The 21,212-nt window shown below is 34.9% G+C and carries 27 protein-coding genes and 1 pseudogene; 26 read left to right on the forward strand and 2 right to left on the reverse strand.

Translation table 11 applies throughout. From position 1 onward, the window contains the following. Nucleotides 1-188 precede the first annotated feature (188 nt). From BUB47_RS05840 to BUB47_RS05945, 22 genes are all read left to right on the forward strand, one after another. A complete protein-coding gene (locus BUB47_RS05840) occupies nt 189-620 on the forward strand; it encodes a TraM recognition domain-containing protein (protein ID WP_407639559.1) in 432 nt (143 codons plus the stop codon). 63 nt (nt 621-683) lie between these two features. After that, a complete protein-coding gene (locus BUB47_RS05845) occupies nt 684-899 on the forward strand; it encodes a Maff2 family mobile element protein (RefSeq protein ID WP_073184654.1) in 216 nt (71 codons plus the stop codon). Between the two features lie 81 nt (nt 900-980). Further along, the gene (locus BUB47_RS05850; protein WP_456059106.1) at nt 981-1,772 is read left to right on the forward strand and encodes a VirB6/TrbL-like conjugal transfer protein, CD1112 family; all 792 of its coding nucleotides are present in this window, start codon (nt 981-983) and stop codon (nt 1,770-1,772) included. A gap of 20 nt (nt 1,773-1,792) precedes the next feature. Beyond that, entirely contained in the window at nt 1,793-2,200 is a 408-nt protein-coding gene (locus BUB47_RS05855) for a PrgI family protein (protein WP_073184657.1), read from the forward strand. Next, nucleotides 2,145-4,550 (forward strand): VirB4-like conjugal transfer ATPase, CD1110 family, encoded by a 2,406-nt coding sequence (locus BUB47_RS05860; protein ID WP_073184659.1) that lies wholly within the window; start codon nt 2,145-2,147, stop codon nt 4,548-4,550. Before BUB47_RS05855 ends, BUB47_RS05860 begins: the two co-directional genes overlap by 56 nt. A 10-nt stretch (nt 4,551-4,560) precedes the next feature. Next, nucleotides 4,561-6,321 (forward strand): C40 family peptidase, encoded by a 1,761-nt coding sequence (locus BUB47_RS05865; RefSeq protein ID WP_073184661.1) that lies wholly within the window; start codon nt 4,561-4,563, stop codon nt 6,319-6,321. A 10-nt stretch (nt 6,322-6,331) separates the two neighbouring features. Continuing rightward, nucleotides 6,332-6,583, forward strand: a complete 252-nt coding sequence (locus BUB47_RS05870; RefSeq protein ID WP_073184663.1) for a DUF4315 family protein — start codon at nt 6,332-6,334, stop codon at nt 6,581-6,583. Beyond that, nucleotides 6,570-7,280, forward strand: a complete 711-nt coding sequence (locus tag BUB47_RS05875) for a DUF4366 domain-containing protein (protein WP_073184664.1) — start codon at nt 6,570-6,572, stop codon at nt 7,278-7,280. Before BUB47_RS05870 ends, BUB47_RS05875 begins: the two co-directional genes overlap by 14 nt. Then, a complete protein-coding gene (locus BUB47_RS09990; protein WP_159430538.1) occupies nt 7,280-7,447 on the forward strand; it encodes a hypothetical protein in 168 nt (55 codons plus the stop codon). The genes BUB47_RS05875 and BUB47_RS09990 overlap by 1 nt, the downstream gene beginning before the upstream one ends. Then, entirely contained in the window at nt 7,447-9,531 is a 2,085-nt protein-coding gene (locus tag BUB47_RS05880) for a DNA topoisomerase 3 (RefSeq protein WP_073184666.1), read from the forward strand. Before BUB47_RS09990 ends, BUB47_RS05880 begins: the two co-directional genes overlap by 1 nt. A gap of 3 nt (nt 9,532-9,534) precedes the next feature. After that, nucleotides 9,535-9,720 (forward strand): hypothetical protein, encoded by a 186-nt coding sequence (locus tag BUB47_RS05885; RefSeq protein ID WP_073184668.1) that lies wholly within the window; start codon nt 9,535-9,537, stop codon nt 9,718-9,720. Continuing rightward, nucleotides 9,707-11,251 carry a RadC family protein gene (gene radC, locus BUB47_RS05890; protein ID WP_073184670.1) on the forward strand — a complete coding sequence of 515 codons (1,545 nt, stop codon included), beginning with the start codon at nt 9,707-9,709 and terminating at the stop codon, nt 11,249-11,251. The genes BUB47_RS05885 and radC overlap by 14 nt, the downstream gene beginning before the upstream one ends. 3 nt (nt 11,252-11,254) lie before the next feature. Then, complete coding sequence (locus BUB47_RS05895; protein WP_073184672.1) at nt 11,255-11,476, forward strand: transposon-transfer assisting family protein; 222 nt, start codon at nt 11,255-11,257, stop codon at nt 11,474-11,476. A gap of 35 nt (nt 11,477-11,511) precedes the next feature. Continuing rightward, entirely contained in the window at nt 11,512-11,718 is a 207-nt protein-coding gene (locus BUB47_RS05900) for a sporulation initiation factor Spo0A C-terminal domain-containing protein (RefSeq protein ID WP_073184673.1), read from the forward strand. 172 nt (nt 11,719-11,890) lie between these two features. Next, nucleotides 11,891-12,559 carry a DUF2711 family protein gene (locus BUB47_RS05905; RefSeq protein ID WP_073184675.1) on the forward strand — a complete coding sequence of 223 codons (669 nt, stop codon included), beginning with the start codon at nt 11,891-11,893 and terminating at the stop codon, nt 12,557-12,559. 157 nt (nt 12,560-12,716) lie between these two features. Beyond that, complete coding sequence (locus tag BUB47_RS05910; protein ID WP_073184676.1) at nt 12,717-13,133, forward strand: hypothetical protein; 417 nt, start codon at nt 12,717-12,719, stop codon at nt 13,131-13,133. Nucleotides 13,134-13,204: 71 nt separating this feature from the next. Further along, nucleotides 13,205-13,852 (forward strand): hypothetical protein, encoded by a 648-nt coding sequence (locus tag BUB47_RS05915; RefSeq protein ID WP_073184677.1) that lies wholly within the window; start codon nt 13,205-13,207, stop codon nt 13,850-13,852. 38 nt (nt 13,853-13,890) lie between these two features. After that, nucleotides 13,891-14,364 (forward strand): hypothetical protein, encoded by a 474-nt coding sequence (locus BUB47_RS05920; RefSeq protein ID WP_073184678.1) that lies wholly within the window; start codon nt 13,891-13,893, stop codon nt 14,362-14,364. A 36-nt stretch (nt 14,365-14,400) separates the two neighbouring features. Beyond that, complete coding sequence (locus tag BUB47_RS05925) at nt 14,401-14,712, forward strand: hypothetical protein (protein ID WP_073184679.1); 312 nt, start codon at nt 14,401-14,403, stop codon at nt 14,710-14,712. Nucleotides 14,713-14,740: 28 nt separating this feature from the next. Beyond that, complete coding sequence (locus tag BUB47_RS05930) at nt 14,741-15,223, forward strand: hypothetical protein (protein ID WP_073184680.1); 483 nt, start codon at nt 14,741-14,743, stop codon at nt 15,221-15,223. A 96-nt stretch (nt 15,224-15,319) separates the two neighbouring features. Next, a complete protein-coding gene (locus BUB47_RS05935) occupies nt 15,320-15,787 on the forward strand; it encodes a hypothetical protein (RefSeq protein WP_073184681.1) in 468 nt (155 codons plus the stop codon). 704 nt (nt 15,788-16,491) lie between these two features. Continuing rightward, complete coding sequence (locus tag BUB47_RS05945) at nt 16,492-16,887, forward strand: hypothetical protein (RefSeq protein WP_073184682.1); 396 nt, start codon at nt 16,492-16,494, stop codon at nt 16,885-16,887. Between the two features lie 176 nt (nt 16,888-17,063). On the opposite strand, the gene BUB47_RS05950 is transcribed toward BUB47_RS05945, so the two are convergent. Continuing rightward, nucleotides 17,064-17,240, reverse strand: a complete 177-nt coding sequence (locus BUB47_RS05950; RefSeq protein ID WP_234945641.1) for a hypothetical protein — start codon at nt 17,238-17,240, stop codon at nt 17,064-17,066. Between the two features lie 57 nt (nt 17,241-17,297). Beyond that, the gene (locus BUB47_RS05955) at nt 17,298-18,455 is read right to left on the reverse strand and encodes an IS91 family transposase (protein ID WP_073184721.1); all 1,158 of its coding nucleotides are present in this window, start codon (nt 18,453-18,455) and stop codon (nt 17,298-17,300) included. A gap of 190 nt (nt 18,456-18,645) precedes the next feature. Here BUB47_RS05955 and BUB47_RS05960 point away from each other — a divergent pair. The 4 genes and pseudogenes from BUB47_RS05960 to istB all read left to right on the forward strand — a co-directional run. Then, a pseudogene (locus BUB47_RS05960) lies at nt 18,646-18,873 on the forward strand (sigma-70 family RNA polymerase sigma factor); the annotation flags it as partial. A gap of 107 nt (nt 18,874-18,980) precedes the next feature. Then, nucleotides 18,981-19,124 carry a hypothetical protein gene (locus tag BUB47_RS09995; RefSeq protein ID WP_159430539.1) on the forward strand — a complete coding sequence of 48 codons (144 nt, stop codon included), beginning with the start codon at nt 18,981-18,983 and terminating at the stop codon, nt 19,122-19,124. Then, entirely contained in the window at nt 19,112-20,452 is a 1,341-nt protein-coding gene (locus BUB47_RS05965; protein ID WP_073184684.1) for a Mu transposase domain-containing protein, read from the forward strand. The genes BUB47_RS09995 and BUB47_RS05965 overlap by 13 nt, the downstream gene beginning before the upstream one ends. Next, complete coding sequence (gene istB / locus BUB47_RS05970) at nt 20,449-21,195, forward strand: IS21-like element helper ATPase IstB (protein ID WP_073184685.1); 747 nt, start codon at nt 20,449-20,451, stop codon at nt 21,193-21,195. The genes BUB47_RS05965 and istB overlap by 4 nt, the downstream gene beginning before the upstream one ends. Nucleotides 21,196-21,212: the final 17 nt, after the last annotated feature.

A 21,212-nucleotide genomic window follows, 5' to 3' on the forward strand; every position in this document is an offset into this window, starting at 1 on the left:
ATAAAAATTGAGAAAGCTGGAAAAGAAAAACGCTTAAAGCAACCCAATAATAAAGAAAATTAAAAACCAAGATAAGGTTAAAGAGAGAAAAGCAAGAACAAAAAGATTAATAGAACGAGGAGGGATCCTTGAAAATTTAATACCAAATGCAACGGAATTTACAAATGAAGAAATACAGAAATTTATATCTGGTCAGCAAAAATGCAGATACCATTATAGGCAACTGCGACAGCATGATTTTCCTTGGAGGCAAGGAAAAAACCACCCTCAAAGATTTATCAGAAACCCTTGGTAAAGAAACCATTGATATGTTCAACACTTCCGATACCAGAGGTTCACAAAGAAGTTATGGGCTTAATTATCAAAAGCTGGGAAAGGAGCTTATGAGTATGGATGAACTTGCTGTTATGGACGGTGGCAAGTGCATTTTACAGCTAAGAGGTGTTCGCCCGTTTCTATCCGAGAAGTATGACATTACAAAGCACCCCAATTACAAATACTTATCGGACTTTGATAAAAGAAACACCTTTGATATTGAAAAGTATCTGTCCACAAAACTAAAACCAAAGCCTGATGAGGTATATGATGTTTATGAAATAGACCTTACAGATGAGACTTAAACCGCATAGTAGCGGTTATTTTTTTACCTAAAAATAAAACAAAGAAATTAGGAGGATATGATTATGGCATTTTTTAATTCAGCAGTAGATGTATTACAGACACTTGTTATTGCCCTTGGAGCAGGGCTTGGAATTTGGGGCGTTATCAACTTGCTTGAAGGATATGGAAATGATAATCCAGGTGCAAAATCACAAGGTATGAAACAACTCATGGCTGGCGGTGGCGTAGCACTGATCGGCATGACCCTTGTACCCTTGCTTTCCGGATTGTTCGGTTAAATTATGCAAAGCATCATCGACAGCATTACCCAGTGGCTCAAAGAGATGTTAGTCGGTGGTATTACGGAAAACTTATCGGGAATGTTTGATAACGTCAACCAAAAGGTTGGCGAAATCGCAGGGGAAGTAGGAATGACGCCGTCAGCATGGAATGGCGGTGTCTTCTCTATGATACAATCCCTTTCCGAAACCGTAATTATACCAATTGCCGGCATCATCTTGACCTTTGTCATGTGCTACGAGCTGATACAAATGGTCATTGAGAAAAATAATCTTCACGATATTGAAACTTTCATGTTCTTCAAATGGATTTTCAAAACCTTTGTAGCTGTAATGATAGTAACCAATACCTTTAACATCATTATGGGGATTTTTGATATGTCACAGCATGTGGTATCCAATGCGGCGGGAGTAATTATTTCAGATACCAGTATAGATATAACTGCCTCTATAGCAGATATGGAAACCAGACTTATGGAAATGGAACTTGGTCCACTGCTTGGAATATGGCTGCAAAGTATGTTTGTAGGAATGACCATGCGTGCATTGACTATCTGCATTTTCGTAGTCATCTATGGACGTATGATTGAGATTTATCTTATGACTTCCCTTGGAGCAATCCCCTTTGCCACTATGGTAAACCGTGAATGGGGAGGCATGGGACAAAACTACCTGAAATCAATGTTGGCTCTTGGCTTTCAAGCCTTTCTCATTATGGTATGTGTAGGCATATATGCAGTATTAGTACAATCTATTGCCAAGGACAGCGACATTATGGGAGCTATTTGGACTTGTGTAGGATACACGGTACTCCTATGTTTTACCCTATTTAAGACAGGCTCATTGTCAAAGAGTATTTTCAGTGCCCATTAACAAAATGAAAGGAGAATTTTATGGCTTATGTACCTGTACCAAAGGATTTAAGTAATGTAAAAACAAAGGTTATGTTTAATCTTACTAAAAGGCAGCTTATCTGCTTTTCTATGGCTCTTGTGGTTGGATTGCCTTTGTTCTTCCTGCTAAAGGATAGAACAAATACAAGCCTTGCATCCCTGGTAATGATATTTTCCATGTTGCCTTTTTTTATGTTCGCTATGTATGAAAAACATGGGCAGCCACTTGAGGTTATTTTAAAACATTACCTTGCTGTGCGTTTCTTAAATCCAAAACAAAGACCCTATAGAACAAATAACTTCTATGCTGTTATCATGCGGCAAGCAAGGCTGGATAAGGAGGTAAAACACATTGTCACAGGCAAACAAAGTAACTCGCTCAAACGCAAAACTGACAAGAGCAGATAGGAAAGAAATTAACGTCGCTATTTTACGGGCAAGGAATACTAATAAAAAGGAAAAGTCAGCACAGGACAGTATTCCCTATCTACGTATGTTTCCCGATGGAATTTGTCATGTTAGGGATCAGCTCTATACAAAGACTATAGGCTTTCAAGACATCAACTATCAACTGGCTCAAAATGAGGATAAGACAGCTATCTTTGAAAGCTGGTGCGACTTCCTAAACTATTTTGATAGCTCTATTTACTTTCAATTTTCCTTTCTCAATATGACTGCCAATGCTAAAGATTATGAAAGCAGTATTGCTATCAAGCCACAGGAGGATGATTTTGACAGTATCCGTACTGAATATGCAGATATGCTCCATAATCAGCTTGCAAAGGGAAACAACGGTTTAACGAAAACCAAGTATCTAACCTTTGGTATTGAGGCTGATAACATTAGGATTGCAAAGCCGAGGTTAGAGAGAATTGAAAATGACCTATGGAATGGACTAAAGCGAATGGGAGTATCGGTAGAATCCCTTGATGGAAAAGAACGACTAAAACTTTGCCATAATATTATTAGAATGGATGGCAATGAGCAGTTTAATTTTGATTGGAAATGGCTTGTGCCATCAGGATTATCTACTAAGGATTTTATTGCCCCCTCATCTTTTGAATTCCGTGAGGGCAGAACTTTTAAAACAGGTAATAAATATGGTGCAGTTTCCTTTTTACAGATACTGGCTCCCGAACTCAATGACAGGGTACTTGCTGATTTTCTTGATATGGAAAGCAATCTTTTAATTACCATGCACATTCAGTCTCTCGACCAAGTAAAGGCAATTAAGACTATTAAACGTAAAATTACCGACCTCGATAAAATGAAAATTGAGGAACAAAAAAAGGCAGTCCGTTCCGGCTACGACATGGATATTATACCCTCTGACCTTGCTACCTATGGGGGAGAGGCTAAAAAACTACTTGCAGATTTACAAAGCAGAAATGAGAGAATGTTCCTTATGACATTTCTTGTAATGAACACTGCTGATAATAAACAACAGCTTGAAAATATTGCATTTCAGGCATCAGGAATTGCACAAAAACATAACTGTTCATTGATAAGGCTGGACTTTCAGCAAGAACAAGGCTTTATGTCCTCTTTACCCCTTGGACTAAATCAGATTAGCATACAAAGAAGTCTAACCACTTCCGCTACAGCGATTTTCGTTCCCTTTACAACGCAGGAACTCTTTCAATCAAGGGGAGAGTCATTGTATTACGGTCTGAATGCCCTAAGTAACAATCTTATTATGGTAGACCGAAAAAGGCTGAAAAACCCTAATGGGTTAATCTTAGGAACACCCGGCAGTGGTAAATCTTTCTCTGCAAAGCGTGAGATTACCAATATCTTTCTAATTACTGGTGATGACATTATTATTTGTGACCCGGAGGCGGAGTATTATCCCCTTGTAGACCGATTAGGAGGGCAGGTAATTAAGATTTCCCCTACATCTGGAGACTATATCAACCCTATGGATATTAACCTTAATTATTCCGATGATGAAAGTCCTTTATCCTTAAAATCGGACTTTATATTATCTTTATGTGAGCTTATTGTAGGTGGTAAAGAAGGATTACAGCCTGTGGAAAAAAGTATTATAGACCGTTGCGTCCGACTTATTTATACCGATTACCTTGCTGACCCTGTAGCAGAAAAGATGCCTATTTTGGAAGATTTATTTAATGCTCTTGAAAATCAGCAGGAAAAGGAGGCACAGCATATTAGAGCTGCCCTTGAAATCTATGTAACTGGATCATTAAATGTATTTAATCACCGTACCAATGTGGATATTACAAACCGCCTTGTCTGCTTTGATATAAAGGAGTTAGGAAAGCAATTAAAGAAACTAGGAATGCTTGTGGTGCAAGACCAAGTTTGGAATAGAGTAACAGTAAACAGAGCAGAAAAACGTGCTACTCGTTACTATATGGATGAGTTTCACTTACTATTAAAAGAGGAACAGACTGCCGCCTATTCTGTGGAGATATGGAAAAGATTTAGAAAATGGGGAGGAATTCCTACAGGTATTACCCAAAATGTAAAAGACCTGTTATCCTCTCGTGAGGTGGAAAATATCTTTGAAAACTCCGACTTCATCTATATGCTTAACCAAGCATCAGGAGATAGACAAATCTTAGCAAAACAGCTTAACATCTCCCCTCATCAGCTTTCCTATGTAACCCAATCAGGAGAAGGTGAAGGACTATTGTTTTACGGCAATGTGATACTACCCTTTACCGATAAATTCCCAAAAGATACGGAACTCTACCGTATTATGACCACTAAGCCAACTGAAATGGGAAAGGATTAGGAGGTATTTTATGAGTAAAAAGAGTAAAAGGCCATTCCGTCCTGCTGGAAAGGTATCAAGGCTTACCTTTACTGATGAAGAACGTGCCGACCCTGAACTTGAAAAGCCTTTGAAGAAAGCAGAAAAGGCAGCGGATAAATTAGAAAAGGCACAGGAAAAAATCCCAAAGAAAAAACATATCAATAAGGAACGTACTTTTGATGTCAAAACAGGCAAAGCAAAGGTGCGTTTATATTTTGAAGAGACAGATAAACCAAAGCCACCCTCTAAACTATCCCATTCTTTTAAGACAATTCCACAGAGGGAGTTGCTTAATAAAATTCATAAGGAGATCCGTGAAGGTGAACAGGACAATGTAGGAGTGGAGGCAGCTCATAAGACAGAGCAAGGCATGGAGTTTGGAGCAAGACGAATACACAGTGCCTATCGCAGTCATAAGCTGAAACCCTACCGGAATCTTGCCAAAGTAGAAAATCAGACAGTTAAAGTAGAGGTGAATTATCTTTATAAAAAGAGTTTACGAGATAATCCCAAAGTTAGCACCAATCCAATATCCCGTTGGCAGCAAAAGCAGGCAATTAAAAAACAATACATGGCAAATCGGTATGGAAAAGGTGCTAAGTCACCTCACCAAACAGCTAAGAATACAAAAACAGCAGTAAAAAAGACAACAAGTACCACTGAAAAAATTACACAGTTTGTTGTCAGAAATAAAAAGGGCATTTTGATTGCCCTTGGCATTGGGGCAGTCCTTATGTTTTTAATAAGTACAATATCTTCCTGCTCCATAATGATGGAGGGCGGTTTTCAAAGTATAGTAGGTACTTCTTACACTTCTGAGGACGAGGACATAATAGCAGTAGATGATGATTATACCCTACTGGAAAGGGCATTACAGGCACGCATTGACAATATAGAAACCGAATATCCAGGTTATGACGAATACCAATACCATTTAGATGAAATCGGACACAATCCCTTTACCCTAGCCTCTTATCTGACGGCAAAGTTACAGGTATATAAAAGGTCCGAGGTACAGGATGAACTTAGAGCCTTGTTTGATGAACAATACTCCATTACTACCCATGAAGAAATAGAAGTACGTTATCGAACAGAAACACGTACTGATACATGGACAGATGAGGAGGGGAATACCCACAGTGACACTTATACGGTAGAAGTTCCCTATGACTATTACATTCTTCATATTACTCTGAAGAATAAAGACATCAGTATTATTGCTGACAGTCATTTAACTGGGGAGCAGTATGAAATGTTCAGTGTGTATATGGAAACCCAAGGTAATAAGTCTTACTTGTTTGAGGGTAATATTTATGCTCCTAATATGGGTGAATATACAGATTATGATATACCACCAGATGCACTGACTGACCCTGCTTTTGCTGCTCTTATTCATGAGGCGGAAAAGTATTTAGGCTATCCCTATGTATGGGGTGGCAGTTCCCCCTCTACCAGTTTTGACTGTTCTGGCTTTGTATGTTGGGTACTGAGAGAATCAGGAGTTTATAATATTAGCAGGACAACGGCACAAGGTATTTTTAATCAATGTGCCATAATACCACCAGGTGAAGCAAGACCCGGAGATATTATCTTCTTTACAGGGACTTATGCAAGCAGTGGTGCAGTATCTCATGTTGGTATTTACGTTGGAAATGGCATGATGATCCACTGCGGAAACCCCATACAGTATGCCTCTGTAAATAGCACCTATTGGACACAACATTTCTATGCCTATGGGCGTTTGGATTAGGAGGGATTCAATGAGTAAAAAGAAAGAAAAAGTTATTTTAGAAATAGCAAAAACAAAGGAAAAAATATCTGTTTTACAGAGTAAGCTACGAGAATTGGAGCGAAAGAAAACAGAACTTGAAAATACGGAGATTGTAGAACTTGTTCGCAGTACCAAAATGAACACCAGTGAACTATCTGAATTTTTAAAGGCGTATCGAGAAAAAAACGATGCGTCTTTTTTCATTCAAAAACAGGAGGAAATAAACCATGAAGAAAATTAAGATTCGTATCTTTGCTACTTTATTTGCAGTATTTCTTTGCTTACTAGCATTTCCAATAACAGCTTTTGCAGGTGGTGGTGAAGAAATTCCACATATTTCTGAAGAAACTGAAACATCAAAAACTGACCCTGCTCCTCTCACTCCCGATGGTAATCTCACCCTTGTAGACGATATTTCAGAGGAAGAAGCCGAGGATAAGCAATTCGTGACCCTTGTTTCCAAGAACGGAAACTATTTTTACTTAGTAATCGACCGGGCTGAAGACAAAGAAAATGTCTACTTCCTCAACCTTGTGGATGAGGCAGATTTACTTGCACTTATTGAAGGAGAAACCCCAGAACAGCCTCAAATATCACAAGTATGTAACTGTACCGAACTTTGTGAAGATGGAAAGGTAGACCCAAATTGTCCTCTTTGCAGGAATGACCCTACTAAATGTACAGGAAAGGCTACAACCTCTACTTCTGAACCTGAAATTAAGGAAGAGAAAGGTAATACTGCAGGAAGTACATTGCTTATCTTACTGATTGTAGGTATAGCAGGTGGTGGATTTTACTATTTCAAGGTTCTGAAAAATAAAGGAAATACCAAAGGCAATACATTACTTGATGAATATGATTTTGAAGAAGATGATGACGATGAGTATGAATACGAAATTGAGGATGAGGATGAAGGAGATGAAAGCGAGGATATTTAATGACCTACTTTACAGATAGTGTTTATGAAAAAATGATGGTACAAAAACCTATATACGGGCGGGAGAAAACATCTCCTGCCCCTAATAATAAAAGGCGTAAAAAAAGAGATGGTTCTATAAATAAAAAAGAGCCTACCCCTACCCATAAAGAAAGGAAGAAAAAATAATGAAATTAATTATAGCGGAAAAACCTTCTGTAGCTCAAAGTATTGCCACTGTAATCGGTGCTGATAGCAGAAAAGATGGATATATGGAAGGCAAGGGCTATCTTGTGTCATGGTGTGTGGGGCATTTGGTGGAACTTGCCTCTGCTGATTGCTATGATGACAAGTATGCCAAGTGGCAGTATGAAGATTTGCCTATCTTACCCTCTAATTGGAAATATGTCATTTCAAAGGGAAAAGAAAAGCAGATGAAAATTATCGGAGAACTGATGAAACGCAGTGATGTTAATGAAATTATTGCTGCAACAGATTCAGGCCGTGAAGGAGAACTCATCTTCCGATTGGTATATGAAAAGCTCTCTTGTAAAAAGCCTATTAAAAGGCTTTGGATATCATCAATGGAGGAAAGTGCCATTGCTGAGGGTTTTAAAAATCTTCGTAATGGATCAGATTATGAACTGCTTTACCAATCTGCCCTTTGCCGAGCCAAAGCAGACTGGATTGTAGGCATTAATGCCACCAGACTGTTTTCCCTTCTCTATGGGCAGACCTTAAATGTAGGTAGGGTCATGTCTCCTACCCTTGCCATGATGGTGGAGCGTGAGGAAAATATCACCAACTTTAAAGCAACGCCTTTCTATATCGTACAGCTTGATTTAGGCAATCTTACTCTATCAGGAGAAAGACTTCAAGAAAAACAGGAGGCAGAAACTTTACGCAATGCCTGTGATGGTCAGAATATAACCATTGAATCGGTGGAACGAAAGGAAAAATCAGAAAAGCCACCTAAACTCTATGACCTTACTACCTTGCAGAGAGATGCAAACAGACAGCTGGGCTTTACAGCAGAGCAGACCCTTGAATATGTTCAAAGTCTTTATGAAAAGAAATTAGTAACCTATCCTCGAACAGACAGCCGTTATGTTACTGAGGATATGAAAGACAGTATCCCTGCTTTGGTAAAAATGACAGCAGGATTTTTTATGCCTGAAGATGTACAACTATCTATCAATACAGGACAAATAATTGATAATAGCAAGGTAAGTGACCATCATGGGATTATTACTACTCTGGGTGTAGAAAACTATGATATTCACTCCCTTCCCTTCGGTGAAAGAGAAGTCTTACTCCTTATCGCCGTACGTTTAGTTTGTGCAGTTGAAGACAACTGTCGCTATGCAGAAACCCTTATAACTGCAAAATATAGTGGTGCAATATTTACAGCAAAGGGAAAAACCATACTTGAGGATGGTTGGAAGTCAGTTCAGAAAATATATCTTGATACTAAAAAGGAACAACATCAAGAAGAAAAAGATACTACCCTGCCACCTATTACCCAAGGTGAATTATTTACTGCAAAGGCTACAATTAAGGAAGGAAAGACCAGTCCACCAAAGCATTTTACCGATGATACCCTACTTTCTGCTATGGAAAATTCAAACAATGCAGTAGATGATACAGAGCGTAAAGGCATTGGTACTCCAGCCACCCGTGCAGGAATTTTAGAAAAACTCATTAAAACAGGATTAGCAGAGCGTAAGGGGCAGAAAAAGACAAAGCACTTTATTCCTACTCATAAGGGAATTGCTTTGATTACAGTTTTACCGGAAGTCATAAAATCAGCACAACTTACCGCTGAATGGGAGGAACAGCTAAAGCAAATTGAACATGGAACACTCTCTCCAATGACCTTTTTAGATGGTATATCCCATATGACAAAAGACCTTGTATCCACTTATAAGATAATTGATGGTGCAAATACTCTTTTTTCTTCAAAATCCAAAGGAGAATCTATTGGCAAATGTCCTCGCTGTGGTAGTCATGTAAAAGAAAACAAGAAAGGATTTTGCTGTGAAAACAGAGCCTGTGGTTTTGCTCTATGGAAAGAAAATAAGTTTTTTACTGCCAAGAAAAAGAAATTAACCAAGACCATAGCAAGAGAACTTTTGAAAAATGGCAAAGTAGTATTAAAAGGCTGTTACTCTGAAAGAACAGGTAAAACCTATGATGCCATTATCATTCTCAATGATAATGGTGGTAAATATGTGAATTTTAAAATGGAGTTTCCTACAAAGAAAGGAAGGTAAAGCATGAGTATTAAAAACCTGGTTAAGACGATTTTAGACATTGAAGTAAGTACGGAAGATATACTAAAGTTACATGAAAACCCACAAAAATATACTAATAGTGAAGAGGATGCTGAAAAGTTAAAGGAATTGTTCTTGCTTATGGATTTAGCGGATAGACAGGAGGTGGATGAAGATGGCAACTACTGATGAACTTCGATATATTCAAGCCTTTTCAAGAATTATCGGCGTAAAGGAGGATGACGCTATAGAATATGCCCAGAGAAAGGGATTAAATGCGTTGGTGGACAATGCTACACAGCTCCTTGCTACTCCAGTTCAACGGGAAAAACATCAAGCCTTTCTCGATTTATATAGAATGAGCCGTGGTATCAATACTCGAAACCCTGTAATTAATTCACCTGAAAGTGCATCTGCCTTTTTTCATTCGGTGATGGATAATATTTATGATAAGGAAGCATTTGTCGTAGCATTTCTCAATACCAAGAATCGTGTTATTGACCATGAAGTTGTGTCCGTTGGGACGATTAATAGCTCACTGGTACACCCAAGGGAAGTATTTAGAAATGCCATCATTAACAAAGCGAATTCGGTTATTTTATGCCATAACCACCCATCTGGAGATTTAACTCCAAGTACAGAGGACATTAACATTACCAGACGCTTAGAGGATACTGGAAAACTATTAGGGATTAAAGTTTTAGATCACTTAATTATTAATGGCATTAATCATAAAGAGCTATATTCCTTTAAGGCAAAGGGAGTACTGGAAACAGTAGAAACTTATGATATTAACGCATCACAATCAATAAAAGAAGGGGAAAATGGTTTTACTGGGACAGAAAAGGAACAAGAATCTGATTTTATGATACCAATACAAGAACATACCTATCCTTTGCCTGACCCTGACATAAGCATTAAAGACCGCAATTCTTACGGATATTTAGATGATGAGATGCTACCACTATCAAGAGAACGTGCCGCAGAATTATTTGAACAAGATTTGTCAGTGTACCTACTTTATGAAGATGATACTGAGGCAATGGCTTTTGACCGTGAGGATATTGATAATCACAGTGGGATATTTGGGATTCATCGTACTGACTGGATAGAATTACAAGATTATGAGACCATGAAAGACAAAGAAAAATCTTCTGTATCGGAACTTGAACAGAGATTTTTAGAAACTCCAACTGACTCCTTTGCAATTTATCAGCTTAAAGGTGGCGAGGAATTTAGGGATTATCGCTTTGAAGGATTAGAGCGATTACAAAGTGATGGTAATTCTGTAGACCATGATAACTATGAAATTATCTATACCGCACCCTTAACAAATTATAACAGAAATCAAAATCAAACCCTTAACAAGCTCTATGAACAATTTAATATAAACCACCCTACTGATTTTAAGGGACATTCCCTTTCTGTTAGCGACATCATTGCCTTAAAGGTGAATGATAGGATATCTTTTCATTACGTTGATAGCTTTGGTTTTGTTGAACAACCACACTTTCTTCCTCAAAGAAACTACTTAGAAACAGCTGAAAAATCAGTAGAGCAAAATTATAACCAACTGGACGGTATTATCAATAATAAGCCTACTGTAGCAGAAAGAAAGGAAAAGAAATCTTCTGTAGTGGAACAACTTAAAACAAAGCCTTTCATAGAAAAAGATAAACAGAAAAAAATACCTCAAATAGGTACTGAAAAGGAGCGATGATTAATGAGTAAATTTACCGTAGAAGAAAGGAATTTAATATGTATCTACAACACAGGCACAAGAACGGATTTGCTTTCAGAACTTGCAGAAATGAAAACTCATTTGGGAAAAGTTGAAACTGAACTTTTGGAGCTTACACAATCAGTTATGGATAAGATAACTGTTATGAATGATGGAGAGTTTAACTGCATTACAGCAGAATTAATTGCTGATTTTAAGGGATAACTTTTGTTAATCGATAAAAAAGAAGGGAGAAACAAATGAGTATGAGAAAGATTTACCGTGAAGTAGCAAAGAAACACGGCGTTTCTGTAAAAGAAGAGATGCAGAAAGCTTTAGACCATGCATATAGCAATACAGCTGATGATGGAGTTATAGTAGCTTATCAAAAACAAGTACCATCAAAAGGAGACATACCTACACCTGAAGAGTTTATAAAGTATGCAGTAAATAAAGTAAAAGAATAAGACGAAACTACCCAGTATAGGGATTATTCTGTATTGGGTAGTTTTGTTGATTATATAGTAATCTTATTAAAGAAATATTAAGGGATTAATATGATATAATATATTTGGGTAGAATTAGGTGTCGCATCAGTAAATTTATATGAACCAAGAGAATAAAAAGGGGAGATATGATATGGATTATATTTGGTTTGATGATAAGAGTTCGATTATAAATCAACTCCCGAGGAATTTTAAGTCAGCAGCAATAATACTTAGCCCATTCATTCAAATGCCATCAAATTGGGTGAGTTTCAAACAGAAAAATTGGTTTGAAGTAAAATATCCATCTGACGAGGAAATATTAAGATATGGTAAGGCTATCTCATGGAAAACTATTGAGCAAGAAAGTAGTTTTAGTAATCATAAAGAACTTGCTGTGGCTTTAAAAACTTCAATTTTAGCACTAGAACCTGAATATTCAAGAATTGATTTAATGGAAAAGATAAACCTAAAAAGAAACATATATTATCCATCTGAAGACAGTCTGTCGCCACTTTTAATTAAAGATTTTTTAAATGTGATTTCTTCAAAGGGCGCTAATAATCTTTACTTCTCAGCACCTACTCAGAACAAGAGTGGTATACTGCAAATTAAAACAACAACTACTCTAGATATATGTGATATAAGTAATGGTGAATTAATGCTAGTTGATGAAAATTTTGAATTTGCTTTTTTAAGTTTATATGACTCATTTAGTACTCTATTTCTTACAAGGGAAAAGAATATTGCTAGTACTGTTCAAACTTTGAATTGGGAGGCAGTTGTTTGTGATGATAAGACAAGATTAAATTGGTATTTATAAGATAAAGAATAGAACAAAATTCAAATATGGTATGGAGCGGATTGGTGCTAGTATATAACTATGGACACTAAACAAGGTTTTTAATATACTAAAGCTAAGCAAGTGTTCTCTATAAGTTGTTATATTAGTATTTTTGTATTATATAGGGGGGACATATTTGTACGGCTTAGATATAAATTTTGATTATGATTTTACAAAAGAATATAGATTCAAGTACGAAAGCCAATGTGACTGTGCTTATTGTATAAACTATTATAAAACTTTCAAAGAAAAGTATCCTAAAACATCTAAGTTCTTAGAAGAATTTGGTTTAGACATAGGGTTTCCATTAGAAATTATGCCATTAGAATATGACAAGATGGACAATGAGATGGGATATACATCCTATTATCCAGTTAAAGGTACTATGGATAAAGATGAGTTGATATTAAACTCGGATGGAATTGAGGTAAGAGTGTTTAAAGGTTCAGATTTAAATAATCCTTGTCCTAATCCTAAAATGGGAGAACCTTATTTAATTATAGAGATATCTGAAATTAGGTTGCCATGGATTTTGGATGAAGATGTAGAGTAGATATCTTTGTATGGGAAAAAAATAATTTAAGTTGTTAGATTTATTTGCACTTATAAAATAGGAGAAAACAGATGAATATAATAAAAATAGAGGGTATATCAGAATTATATCCCGAACCAATAGAAGGTACATCAGAGTGGTATTATTGTAAAGGGAGCAAAGACTATTTCTGTGATTTGTATGAAGCAGAGGAAATAGTCAAATCTGGAAAGGACTTTTCGGGCATGACTTGTCACTTAATTCATTATCCAGAAGGAACTGTATACAGTCCATTTAAGCTTCAAGAAAACAGATATATTGAGGGACCAGTCTGGGATAATGGTAAGCTATATTTTCTGTCTGTTGATTTTAATATTCAGAGAATACAAATATATAGCTATTTACCAAATGTAGAAATAATTGAACTGATAAAAGAGTTACCACTTGGAATTGTTAAAGACTGTTACAATCTTATGTTAAAGGTATCACCTATCACTCTTACGAGGGATGAAAATGAGGGTATCCTTGAAATTATCTGGCCCAATAATAGAGAAATTCAAGTAGGACCAACTGAGACATTATTGTTTCGTGATGGAGATGATTTGTATTTATCAGAATGGCATGAGAATCCAGAGTATAATGAAAATGTAATTGTTAGAGATTTAAAAACAGGAAAGATAAAAGAAAAACAACCAGGCTATCTATGCAGATTACCTGATGGAGTTTATTGGAGAATATAATATATGGATGAATTATATTGTAGAGGGTGAATGTAAGAATGTATGGGGCAATCATAAACAAAGGAGAACAATATTATACTGATTTATATAAAGTTTTTAATGCAATTAATAATGTTCAGAAAAATTATAATTGGCTAATCACTGATTGCGTATGCTATCCATCTACAAAACAATTTGCTGAAATTTTATCTAATGAATATTGTTGGTTAAGCGGTAGCGAATTAACTAGAATTGTTGAAAAGGAAAACTTTCAGTGGATTTGGGCAGTTTTATCGGGATTTGATAAGAGCATAACATTAGATGAAGTATTAGAGTATCCTCTACCCTATGCAGAGGAATATACAGGATTTTGGGAAAATCCAATTTCTATACAACATCCTTTGGCAACTGTTGAAATTATTCCTTGGGACAGTTCACTTACATTAATTATTAGTAGAGAGAGAAAAATAGTCGATGACTTTAAGGAAAGTTTCCCATTAAGCGAAGACTTAAACTATTATAATAAAAAATAGGTATAGTACATTTAGTTATAAGTGGAGGAATAGGTGATGAGAAAAGAATTTGAAATTCAAGGGGCTGTAGAGGTTCCAAGTGAAGTAACGGAAGAAGAATTTGTAGATAAATTCATCAGCTTCATTGAATCTAATAATTGGTGGTTTGGTGGAGGGATTAGAGAAATTATTGATGGATTCTATATTAATCAAGATGGGACAAAAGGTGAGCATGTTTTAGATACTGATTTAAAAGAATTAATTTCAAAGGATAAAAGTGCAGAAGCAATAGAACTATTTATGAATTTAACAGGGGAAAGTTTAGAAGAAGCTAAAAGACACATCAATAGTTTAAGTAAACTTTTATAGAAAAAATGTAAAAAATGAAGGTGATAGAGTGTCAAAATTGATAACTCCATTGGGAGTTTTTAGGATATTTGATAATGCTGTTGAGCTAGAATATAAAGCAGTTAAACTAGATGTTGATCCAGTTAGATTTCCGGATATTAACGGTAGGTTTAAAATAATGGTAGAGTATGAAAATGATAAATTTCCACATTTAATTTATTGTACTTTACAAGGAATTGATTATCGTAAGGTAGAGTATAGAAATGAATCAGGAGAAAGATTAGAATGTAGATCAATTTATCAAGACAATATCAAGCTGTCTATTGGAATTGAGTGTGATACATATTATCTAGACGGAAAAAGGATAAGCAGCTATGATTATGATAGTGTATATTTAAATAATGGCATAGGATATTCTATATTTCCTGTAACTAAGTCGAAAATACTTATTTTTGGTGTAGCTTGGATTAAAGAATATAACGAAATAAATGAAATTCAAACATGGTTTCAAGCAGATCCAACACTTATGTAGTGAAGGAATTTTTGTAATTTGCATCATGTTAGAGTATATAAATTTGCCGTTAAGTTTATATCCAAGTGATAGTATTTTAAGAAAGTGAGTATATGTGTGGAATATAATATAACATTTATGGTTAAATATGGTAAAGTTGCAAAAAATAATATAGCGCCAATTTTTGAAAGTTATGAATGGTGGCTAGGGTTAGTCTCAAAAGTTCTAAAAAATACAGATGAATTTGAAATGAGACTTTGGAAAGATGATGTGGAAGGTATTCAATCTGGGCAAAGATTTGGAAAACAAGTTCCTAATAATAACACAATGGAAATAGTTTTTAAAGGTAAGCTGACTCCTGAACTAGAACAAGAGATTTTAACTAATTATTTAACTAAAGAAGGACATATCAAATGGTTTACTTTGAACTTAAAAAAAGGTAGCGAATATGTTTTTTCTAGTGCTAATTATGGAGATGAAACATTGATTACAGTTGATAGTATAGAGCAAGTCAATGTTATTCAGATGTGGGCTAAAGGATATCCAATAATATGGAGAGTGGACGTTTTTCAATGTGAAGGATAATAGAAGTTTATGTCGTATTTGTAGAATATTGCGTCACAAGAAATATTTATGAACAAAACTATAAATGGGAATTTGCTAAAATATATTGAACGGCGGATTATTTATATTTCTTTTGAGGTGTACTATTGAAAATGAAGTATAAAATGAAAAAGTCATATAGAATTGTACAATTACTATTAGTTTGCTTTGGCTTTGTGTTGACTCTCATAAGATGGTTGAATGTTTTTAACAGTAATTTTGTAGTAATAAATCCTGAAATAACATCTCATATATCAAATTTTTCATTAAGTCTCTTAGCTTATCTCGCGATAGGTTCTTCGTGGCTGACATTTGGAGTGAAATTTCGTTTTGTATCTATTTTGGGGGCGTTTATGATTGTGGCTAATTTTATTTGCGAGACTTTAATGAGCTTTATTAATACTGTAGATATCGTTGATGCTATATATGGAACAATTGGAATTATACTAGTTTTTATTTATTTCTACTGCGCTAATAGTAATGGATTGATTCAAATCAATTCAGACAATCAGTAGATGTTTCAAAACATTTACGCTAAAGCTAATGAGCGTATTCCATATCAAACGAATTCCAATTTGTAAGGATGATTTAAAGAATTTGGGATTTAGTAACGACACATAGTTTATATTTAACGTCATAGCCGTATATTAATGCGTAATAACAACTTGAAATTATGGAGGTAAAATATGAAAAAGTATTTTATTATGATACTTACAATATGTATGATTTTAATGTTAACTGCTTGTGGGAATTCCAAGAGTGAAGTAGTAGGAGAATATGATATAAGTAAGCTTGGTGGTGATTTTTTAAAAAGTGGTAACGAAGCTTATGCCATAGGGACTAATAAGGACGGAATGCCAATTTTTAAAGATACTGACAAAGCTTTTAACCAAGCCATTATTGATTATACAGAAGGATTTACAGCTATTGAAGAAGAGTATGATTTAAAACCAATCAGTAAGAAAAATTGGGAAGAATACAAAACTTATGGATGGCAATTAAATACTGATAATGAGGATGTACGAAAGCAGGGAAGTCAAATAACACAATTTTTTGATATATACGAGAACAGTTTTAAATAATGAACATTATTTATAAAGACTGTAACAAATAAAATTTTAAAATAAGATTAAACACCTAATACATGGCACCATCCGTATTAGGTGTTTTTTGACTTTATAGGAAATTGCTCCAAATTTCCTAGGTAAAAAAATAATGCCTGCTCGAAAGGCAGGCATAGGAAAATTAGACGAGTAGGTTAAAAGATATAAAAGCCTTCTTCACCAAAATCGTCTTCAAGGTCATCGTCTTCATGTAGAAAATAATCCATATCCAAAAGGTCACTGTCGCTCATGTTTCTTATATCATTAGCTGTCATACCTTCAGGGGGATTTTGAATATATTTTTTTCTTAGTTCCTCTGTACGATTATTCAAAACATTGTCCTCCGTTTTTAACATTATTTTATCACATAAGGAGAAAACTGTGAATCGTTAATTAAAAGCAGGAGACCTGCACCCTTTGGCTTTAGCCATTACCTTTTCATACATTTCATCCAGAGGAACTCTTTTGTGGTTATGGTAGAGTTCTAAAAATACCATAGTGTTGCCGCATTTAGGGCATGTGAGAGGATCATATCCAAAAGAAGTTAAGATACATTCTCTCCAGCTATTAAAAGAAAGAAGAATACCATGTTTTTCTTTTGATATAGCATGATTTAGTTTTTTGTCAGATTTACGATGTCTTGCATAGATTCCGTAGTACCTGATCATTTTAAAATGTTTTTCTGGGATGTGCCTAATAAGTCGATTGATGAATTCAAGAGCCGGAATGGTCTCTGTGATTAGTTCGTTATCTTCATGACGATGATAGTGAAAAGTGATATTTTCACCATCATATTTATCAATTCGGGATGTTGCAATAACAGGCCTACCGAGATAGCGACCAATATATTTGATGACAGCACTTGGTTTACATCTATTAGGTTTAGCATAGACATAAAAACCATTTTTCTGATTTTTGTAAACAGAAGCTTTTACTTTTTTAAAAGATGTGTCTAAATGTTTTGATATTTCATTTAGTAAGGCGGTTTGGAAGGCATTACGTAAGAAAGTATAGTTGAAATGGGTTTTGCTTCGCCAAAGTCCGCTGTTACCAAGTCCACCTTCAGAGACTAGACAATGAATATGAGGATTCCACTTTAAATCTCTTCCAAAAGTGTGAAGAACAAGGATGAAGCCAGGAGTAAAACATTCAGTTTTGTTATCTTTATGAAACATTCGCAGCATAATGCTTCGAACAGCAGAAAATAAACAGTTAAGAAGTTCACGGTCTTTAAGAAAAAAAGGACGCAATTCTTCAGCAATAGTAAAGACACAATGACGATGCTGAACATTAATTATTTTAAAAGACATAGCTGTAGTGCGGTCTATGGAGTATTTATTTCCACAGGTAGGGCAGAAGCGACTGTGGCAGCGAAAAGGAACAAATTTTAGTTCACCACATTCAGTACAGCCGTACATTGCACCACCATAGGAAGGATCGCCACAGTTTAGCATCTTGTCGACGTTTTCAACTACTGAATCGCGAGGATGCAAAATATATAACATTTCTTCATAATGGTTAGTAAAAATCTTTTGTAATATATTCATACTTCCATTATGTAGCAAAGCAACAAAAAAATAAAGACCCAAATCCCCTCAAGATTGAGGGGCAGGGGTGTTGAAGTGTCGAAGACACTTATTTATGCCTAGGAGAATATATGCAAAGAATTAGAAGCCCTCCTTGTGTGAATTTCATTTTCAAACAAAAGAAATTCATGTCAACAAGGAGGAAAAATTAATGGACAAAGAATACTATTTATTTTTAGAAGGAAAGAAAGTGGTTGTTAGCAAGGAAGTGTATCTTGCTTATCATAGTGAATTGAATAAAGAGAAATATCAAATGAGAAGAGACAGGTTAAATAACTGTTTCTTTTTTTGTTCCTATGATCATGATGGTAATTTTGAAGAAAATTTAGAAGATCTGGAATTTGATGTTGAAAAAATTATCGAAACTAAGGAATGTTTATGGTAATCTAAAAGTGGTCCAATAATCAATCGAATATTAATTGAAAACTGGTCCAAAAAATAATACAATCTCCATATACAAAAACAGTATATCGGAGGTAGCAGGGAGTGATAGTATTAATGGACAAGCACGCAATTATTAGATTAAAAAAGGAGGGTCATTCAAATAGAAAAGTAGCAGGAATACTTCATATTGACCGAAAACAGTGGCTAAGTATTGGAATGAATATCTGGAGCAAATGGAGGGATTAACTGATGAGGGTGCTAATGTAAAGGGCATCCAAGAAGAAATCTGTTCAGAACCTACATATGATACTTCTGGTAGGAAATGTCGCAAATACACCAAAGAAATGGATATGTATTTAGATGAAATTCTTGCTGATGAAGTTGAAAAAGGCAAACTTTTAGGCAGAAATAAGCAACAATTAACTCAGGTTCAAATTTATGACTTAATTGTGGCAAAAGGCTTTGATATAAGTCTTTCTACTATAACTAATAAAATCAGGGAAAAAAGGAACAAACCAAAAGAGTGTTTTATTCGTCAAGAATACGATTACGGTGACCGATTAGAGTATGATTTTGTGGAAGTGAAATTAGTGATTGATGGAGAATTAGGAACCTACCATATGGCTGTATTATCATCACCTGCAGGTGATTTCAGATGGGCTTTTCTTTATAAAAATCAAAAGAAAGAAGTCTTTATGGATTCTCATGTAAGATTTTTTGAAATGATGGGTGGTACATACAAAGAAGTAGTTTATGATAACATAAAAAATGTTGTAACACGCTTTATTGGAAGGAATGAAAAAGAATTGAATAGTGATCTAATAAAACTATCCCTTTATTATGGTTTTGATATTAACGTAACGAATTGTTTTAAGGGTAATGAAAAGGGTCATGTGGAAAGTAGTGTTAAAATCATCAGAAACAAAGTGTATGCAATGCACTATAAATTCAAAACATTTGAGGAAGCAGTAAACTACTTGCAACAAGAGCTAATAGTATTAAATGAAAAAAGCAAAATAAAAGAAGAAAGGGATTATCTGCTTCCTTACAAGCCTAAACTAGAGCTAGCAAATATAAAATCTGTTAAAGTTAATAAGTACAGTTTTGTACGCATTGATAATAATTATTATTCTGTTCCAGAATATCTTGTAGGTAAAGAAGTTACAGCAAAAGTTTATTATGATGACATAATTATATATTCCAATCTCCATCATGTATGTGAGCATAAAAAAATAGATGGAGCGAATGAAATAAGTACTGATACCAGGCATTACCTAGATACACTCGCTAAAAAGCCAGGAGCTATTAAAAACTCCTATGCTTTAAAAAGCCTACCAAAGCTCAAATCCATCTATGATACTTATTTTAGCAAAAAACCAAAAGAATTCATAGACCTAATCAGAAAAAATCAAAACAAAAATATAGATGAGATAGTTGAAATTCTATCTCCTGATTTATCATCAAATATAATCGCATTTAGCACAACAAAAAATCATATTAATTTAGGTGATATAACACGCTCACAGACGAATAAATACAATGAACTTTGCATAAAAGGAAGGATACCGTTATGACGATTGTAGAAATAGCAGCTGAATTAAGATTACCCTATACACGTAATAATAGCCAAATGCTATTAGATGAAGCAAAACATGTGCAAATGGGCCATGAAGAATTTCTAACGAGGCTTCTTGAAGGTGAGCTTGAATTACGAAGAGAAAATGGTGTTAAGAATCGGCTGAGGTACGCTAAATTCCCTTATAGAAAATATCTTGAAGATTTTGATGTAAGTAAATATGAACCAGAAATAAGAAGTAAATTTAATGAATTAAATACTTTGAACTTTATTAAGGAAAAAGAAAATATAATTTTGATAGGAAGTCCTGGCAGTGGAAAATCTCACTATAGCATAGGACTTGGCATAAGAGCTTGTATGGAGGGAATGAAAGTCTTATTTATATCTGTACCCAATTTAATTATAGAATTAAAAGAAGCCATGAGCCTTAATCAATTAAACAACTATAAAAAGAAGTTTGAAAAGTATGATCTTGTTATTCTAGATGAACTTGGTTACGTCTCTTTTGAACAAGAAGGTTGCGAAATTATATTCAACTTACTTTCTAATCGCACTGATAAAGGTTCCATAATTATTACAACCAACCTCGCTTTTGATAGATGGGAAGAAATATTCAAAGACCCTATGCTGACCGGTGCTATTGTGGATAGGTTAGCACATAAGGCTCATATCATGGATATATCTAGAGAAACCAGTTATCGATATGAGGAAACAATTTCTTGGTTGAATAGTAAAAAATAGTGGACCGTTTTTGAAAT

Origin of the sequence: Anaerosphaera aminiphila DSM 21120, from assembly GCF_900129925.1 — a bacterium.
GTDB lineage: Bacteria > Bacillota > Clostridia > Tissierellales > Peptoniphilaceae > Anaerosphaera > Anaerosphaera aminiphila.

Bases quoted from the DNA above. Each gene is read 5' to 3' on its own strand.
- BUB47_RS05865 (WP_073184661.1), top strand. From the start codon at position 4,561: ATGAGTAAAAAGAGTAAAAGGCCATTCCGTCCTGCTGGAAAGGTATCA.
- istB (WP_073184685.1), top strand. From the start codon at position 20,449: ATGACGATTGTAGAAATAGCAGCTGAATTAAGATTACCCTATACACGT.
- BUB47_RS09990 (WP_159430538.1), top strand. From the start codon at position 7,280: ATGACCTACTTTACAGATAGTGTTTATGAAAAAATGATGGTACAAAAA.
- BUB47_RS05870 (WP_073184663.1), top strand. From the start codon at position 6,332: ATGAGTAAAAAGAAAGAAAAAGTTATTTTAGAAATAGCAAAAACAAAG.
- BUB47_RS05885 (WP_073184668.1), top strand. From the start codon at position 9,535: ATGAGTATTAAAAACCTGGTTAAGACGATTTTAGACATTGAAGTAAGT.
- BUB47_RS05915 (WP_073184677.1), top strand. From the start codon at position 13,205: ATGAATATAATAAAAATAGAGGGTATATCAGAATTATATCCCGAACCA.
- BUB47_RS05895 (WP_073184672.1), top strand. From the start codon at position 11,255: ATGAGTAAATTTACCGTAGAAGAAAGGAATTTAATATGTATCTACAAC.
- BUB47_RS05905 (WP_073184675.1), top strand. From the start codon at position 11,891: ATGGATTATATTTGGTTTGATGATAAGAGTTCGATTATAAATCAACTC.
- BUB47_RS05880 (WP_073184666.1), top strand. From the start codon at position 7,447: ATGAAATTAATTATAGCGGAAAAACCTTCTGTAGCTCAAAGTATTGCC.
- BUB47_RS05965 (WP_073184684.1), top strand. From the start codon at position 19,112: ATGGAGGGATTAACTGATGAGGGTGCTAATGTAAAGGGCATCCAAGAA.
- BUB47_RS05945 (WP_073184682.1), top strand. From the start codon at position 16,492: ATGAAAAAGTATTTTATTATGATACTTACAATATGTATGATTTTAATG.
- BUB47_RS05850 (WP_456059106.1), top strand. From the start codon at position 981: ATGTTTGATAACGTCAACCAAAAGGTTGGCGAAATCGCAGGGGAAGTA.
- BUB47_RS05925 (WP_073184679.1), top strand. From the start codon at position 14,401: ATGAGAAAAGAATTTGAAATTCAAGGGGCTGTAGAGGTTCCAAGTGAA.
- radC (WP_073184670.1), top strand. From the start codon at position 9,707: ATGGCAACTACTGATGAACTTCGATATATTCAAGCCTTTTCAAGAATT.
- BUB47_RS05955 (WP_073184721.1), bottom strand. From the start codon at position 18,455: ATGAATATATTACAAAAGATTTTTACTAACCATTATGAAGAAATGTTA.
- BUB47_RS05900 (WP_073184673.1), top strand. From the start codon at position 11,512: ATGAGTATGAGAAAGATTTACCGTGAAGTAGCAAAGAAACACGGCGTT.
- BUB47_RS05845 (WP_073184654.1), top strand. From the start codon at position 684: ATGGCATTTTTTAATTCAGCAGTAGATGTATTACAGACACTTGTTATT.
- BUB47_RS05875 (WP_073184664.1), top strand. From the start codon at position 6,570: ATGAAGAAAATTAAGATTCGTATCTTTGCTACTTTATTTGCAGTATTT.
- BUB47_RS05855 (WP_073184657.1), top strand. From the start codon at position 1,793: ATGGCTTATGTACCTGTACCAAAGGATTTAAGTAATGTAAAAACAAAG.
- BUB47_RS05920 (WP_073184678.1), top strand. From the start codon at position 13,891: ATGTATGGGGCAATCATAAACAAAGGAGAACAATATTATACTGATTTA.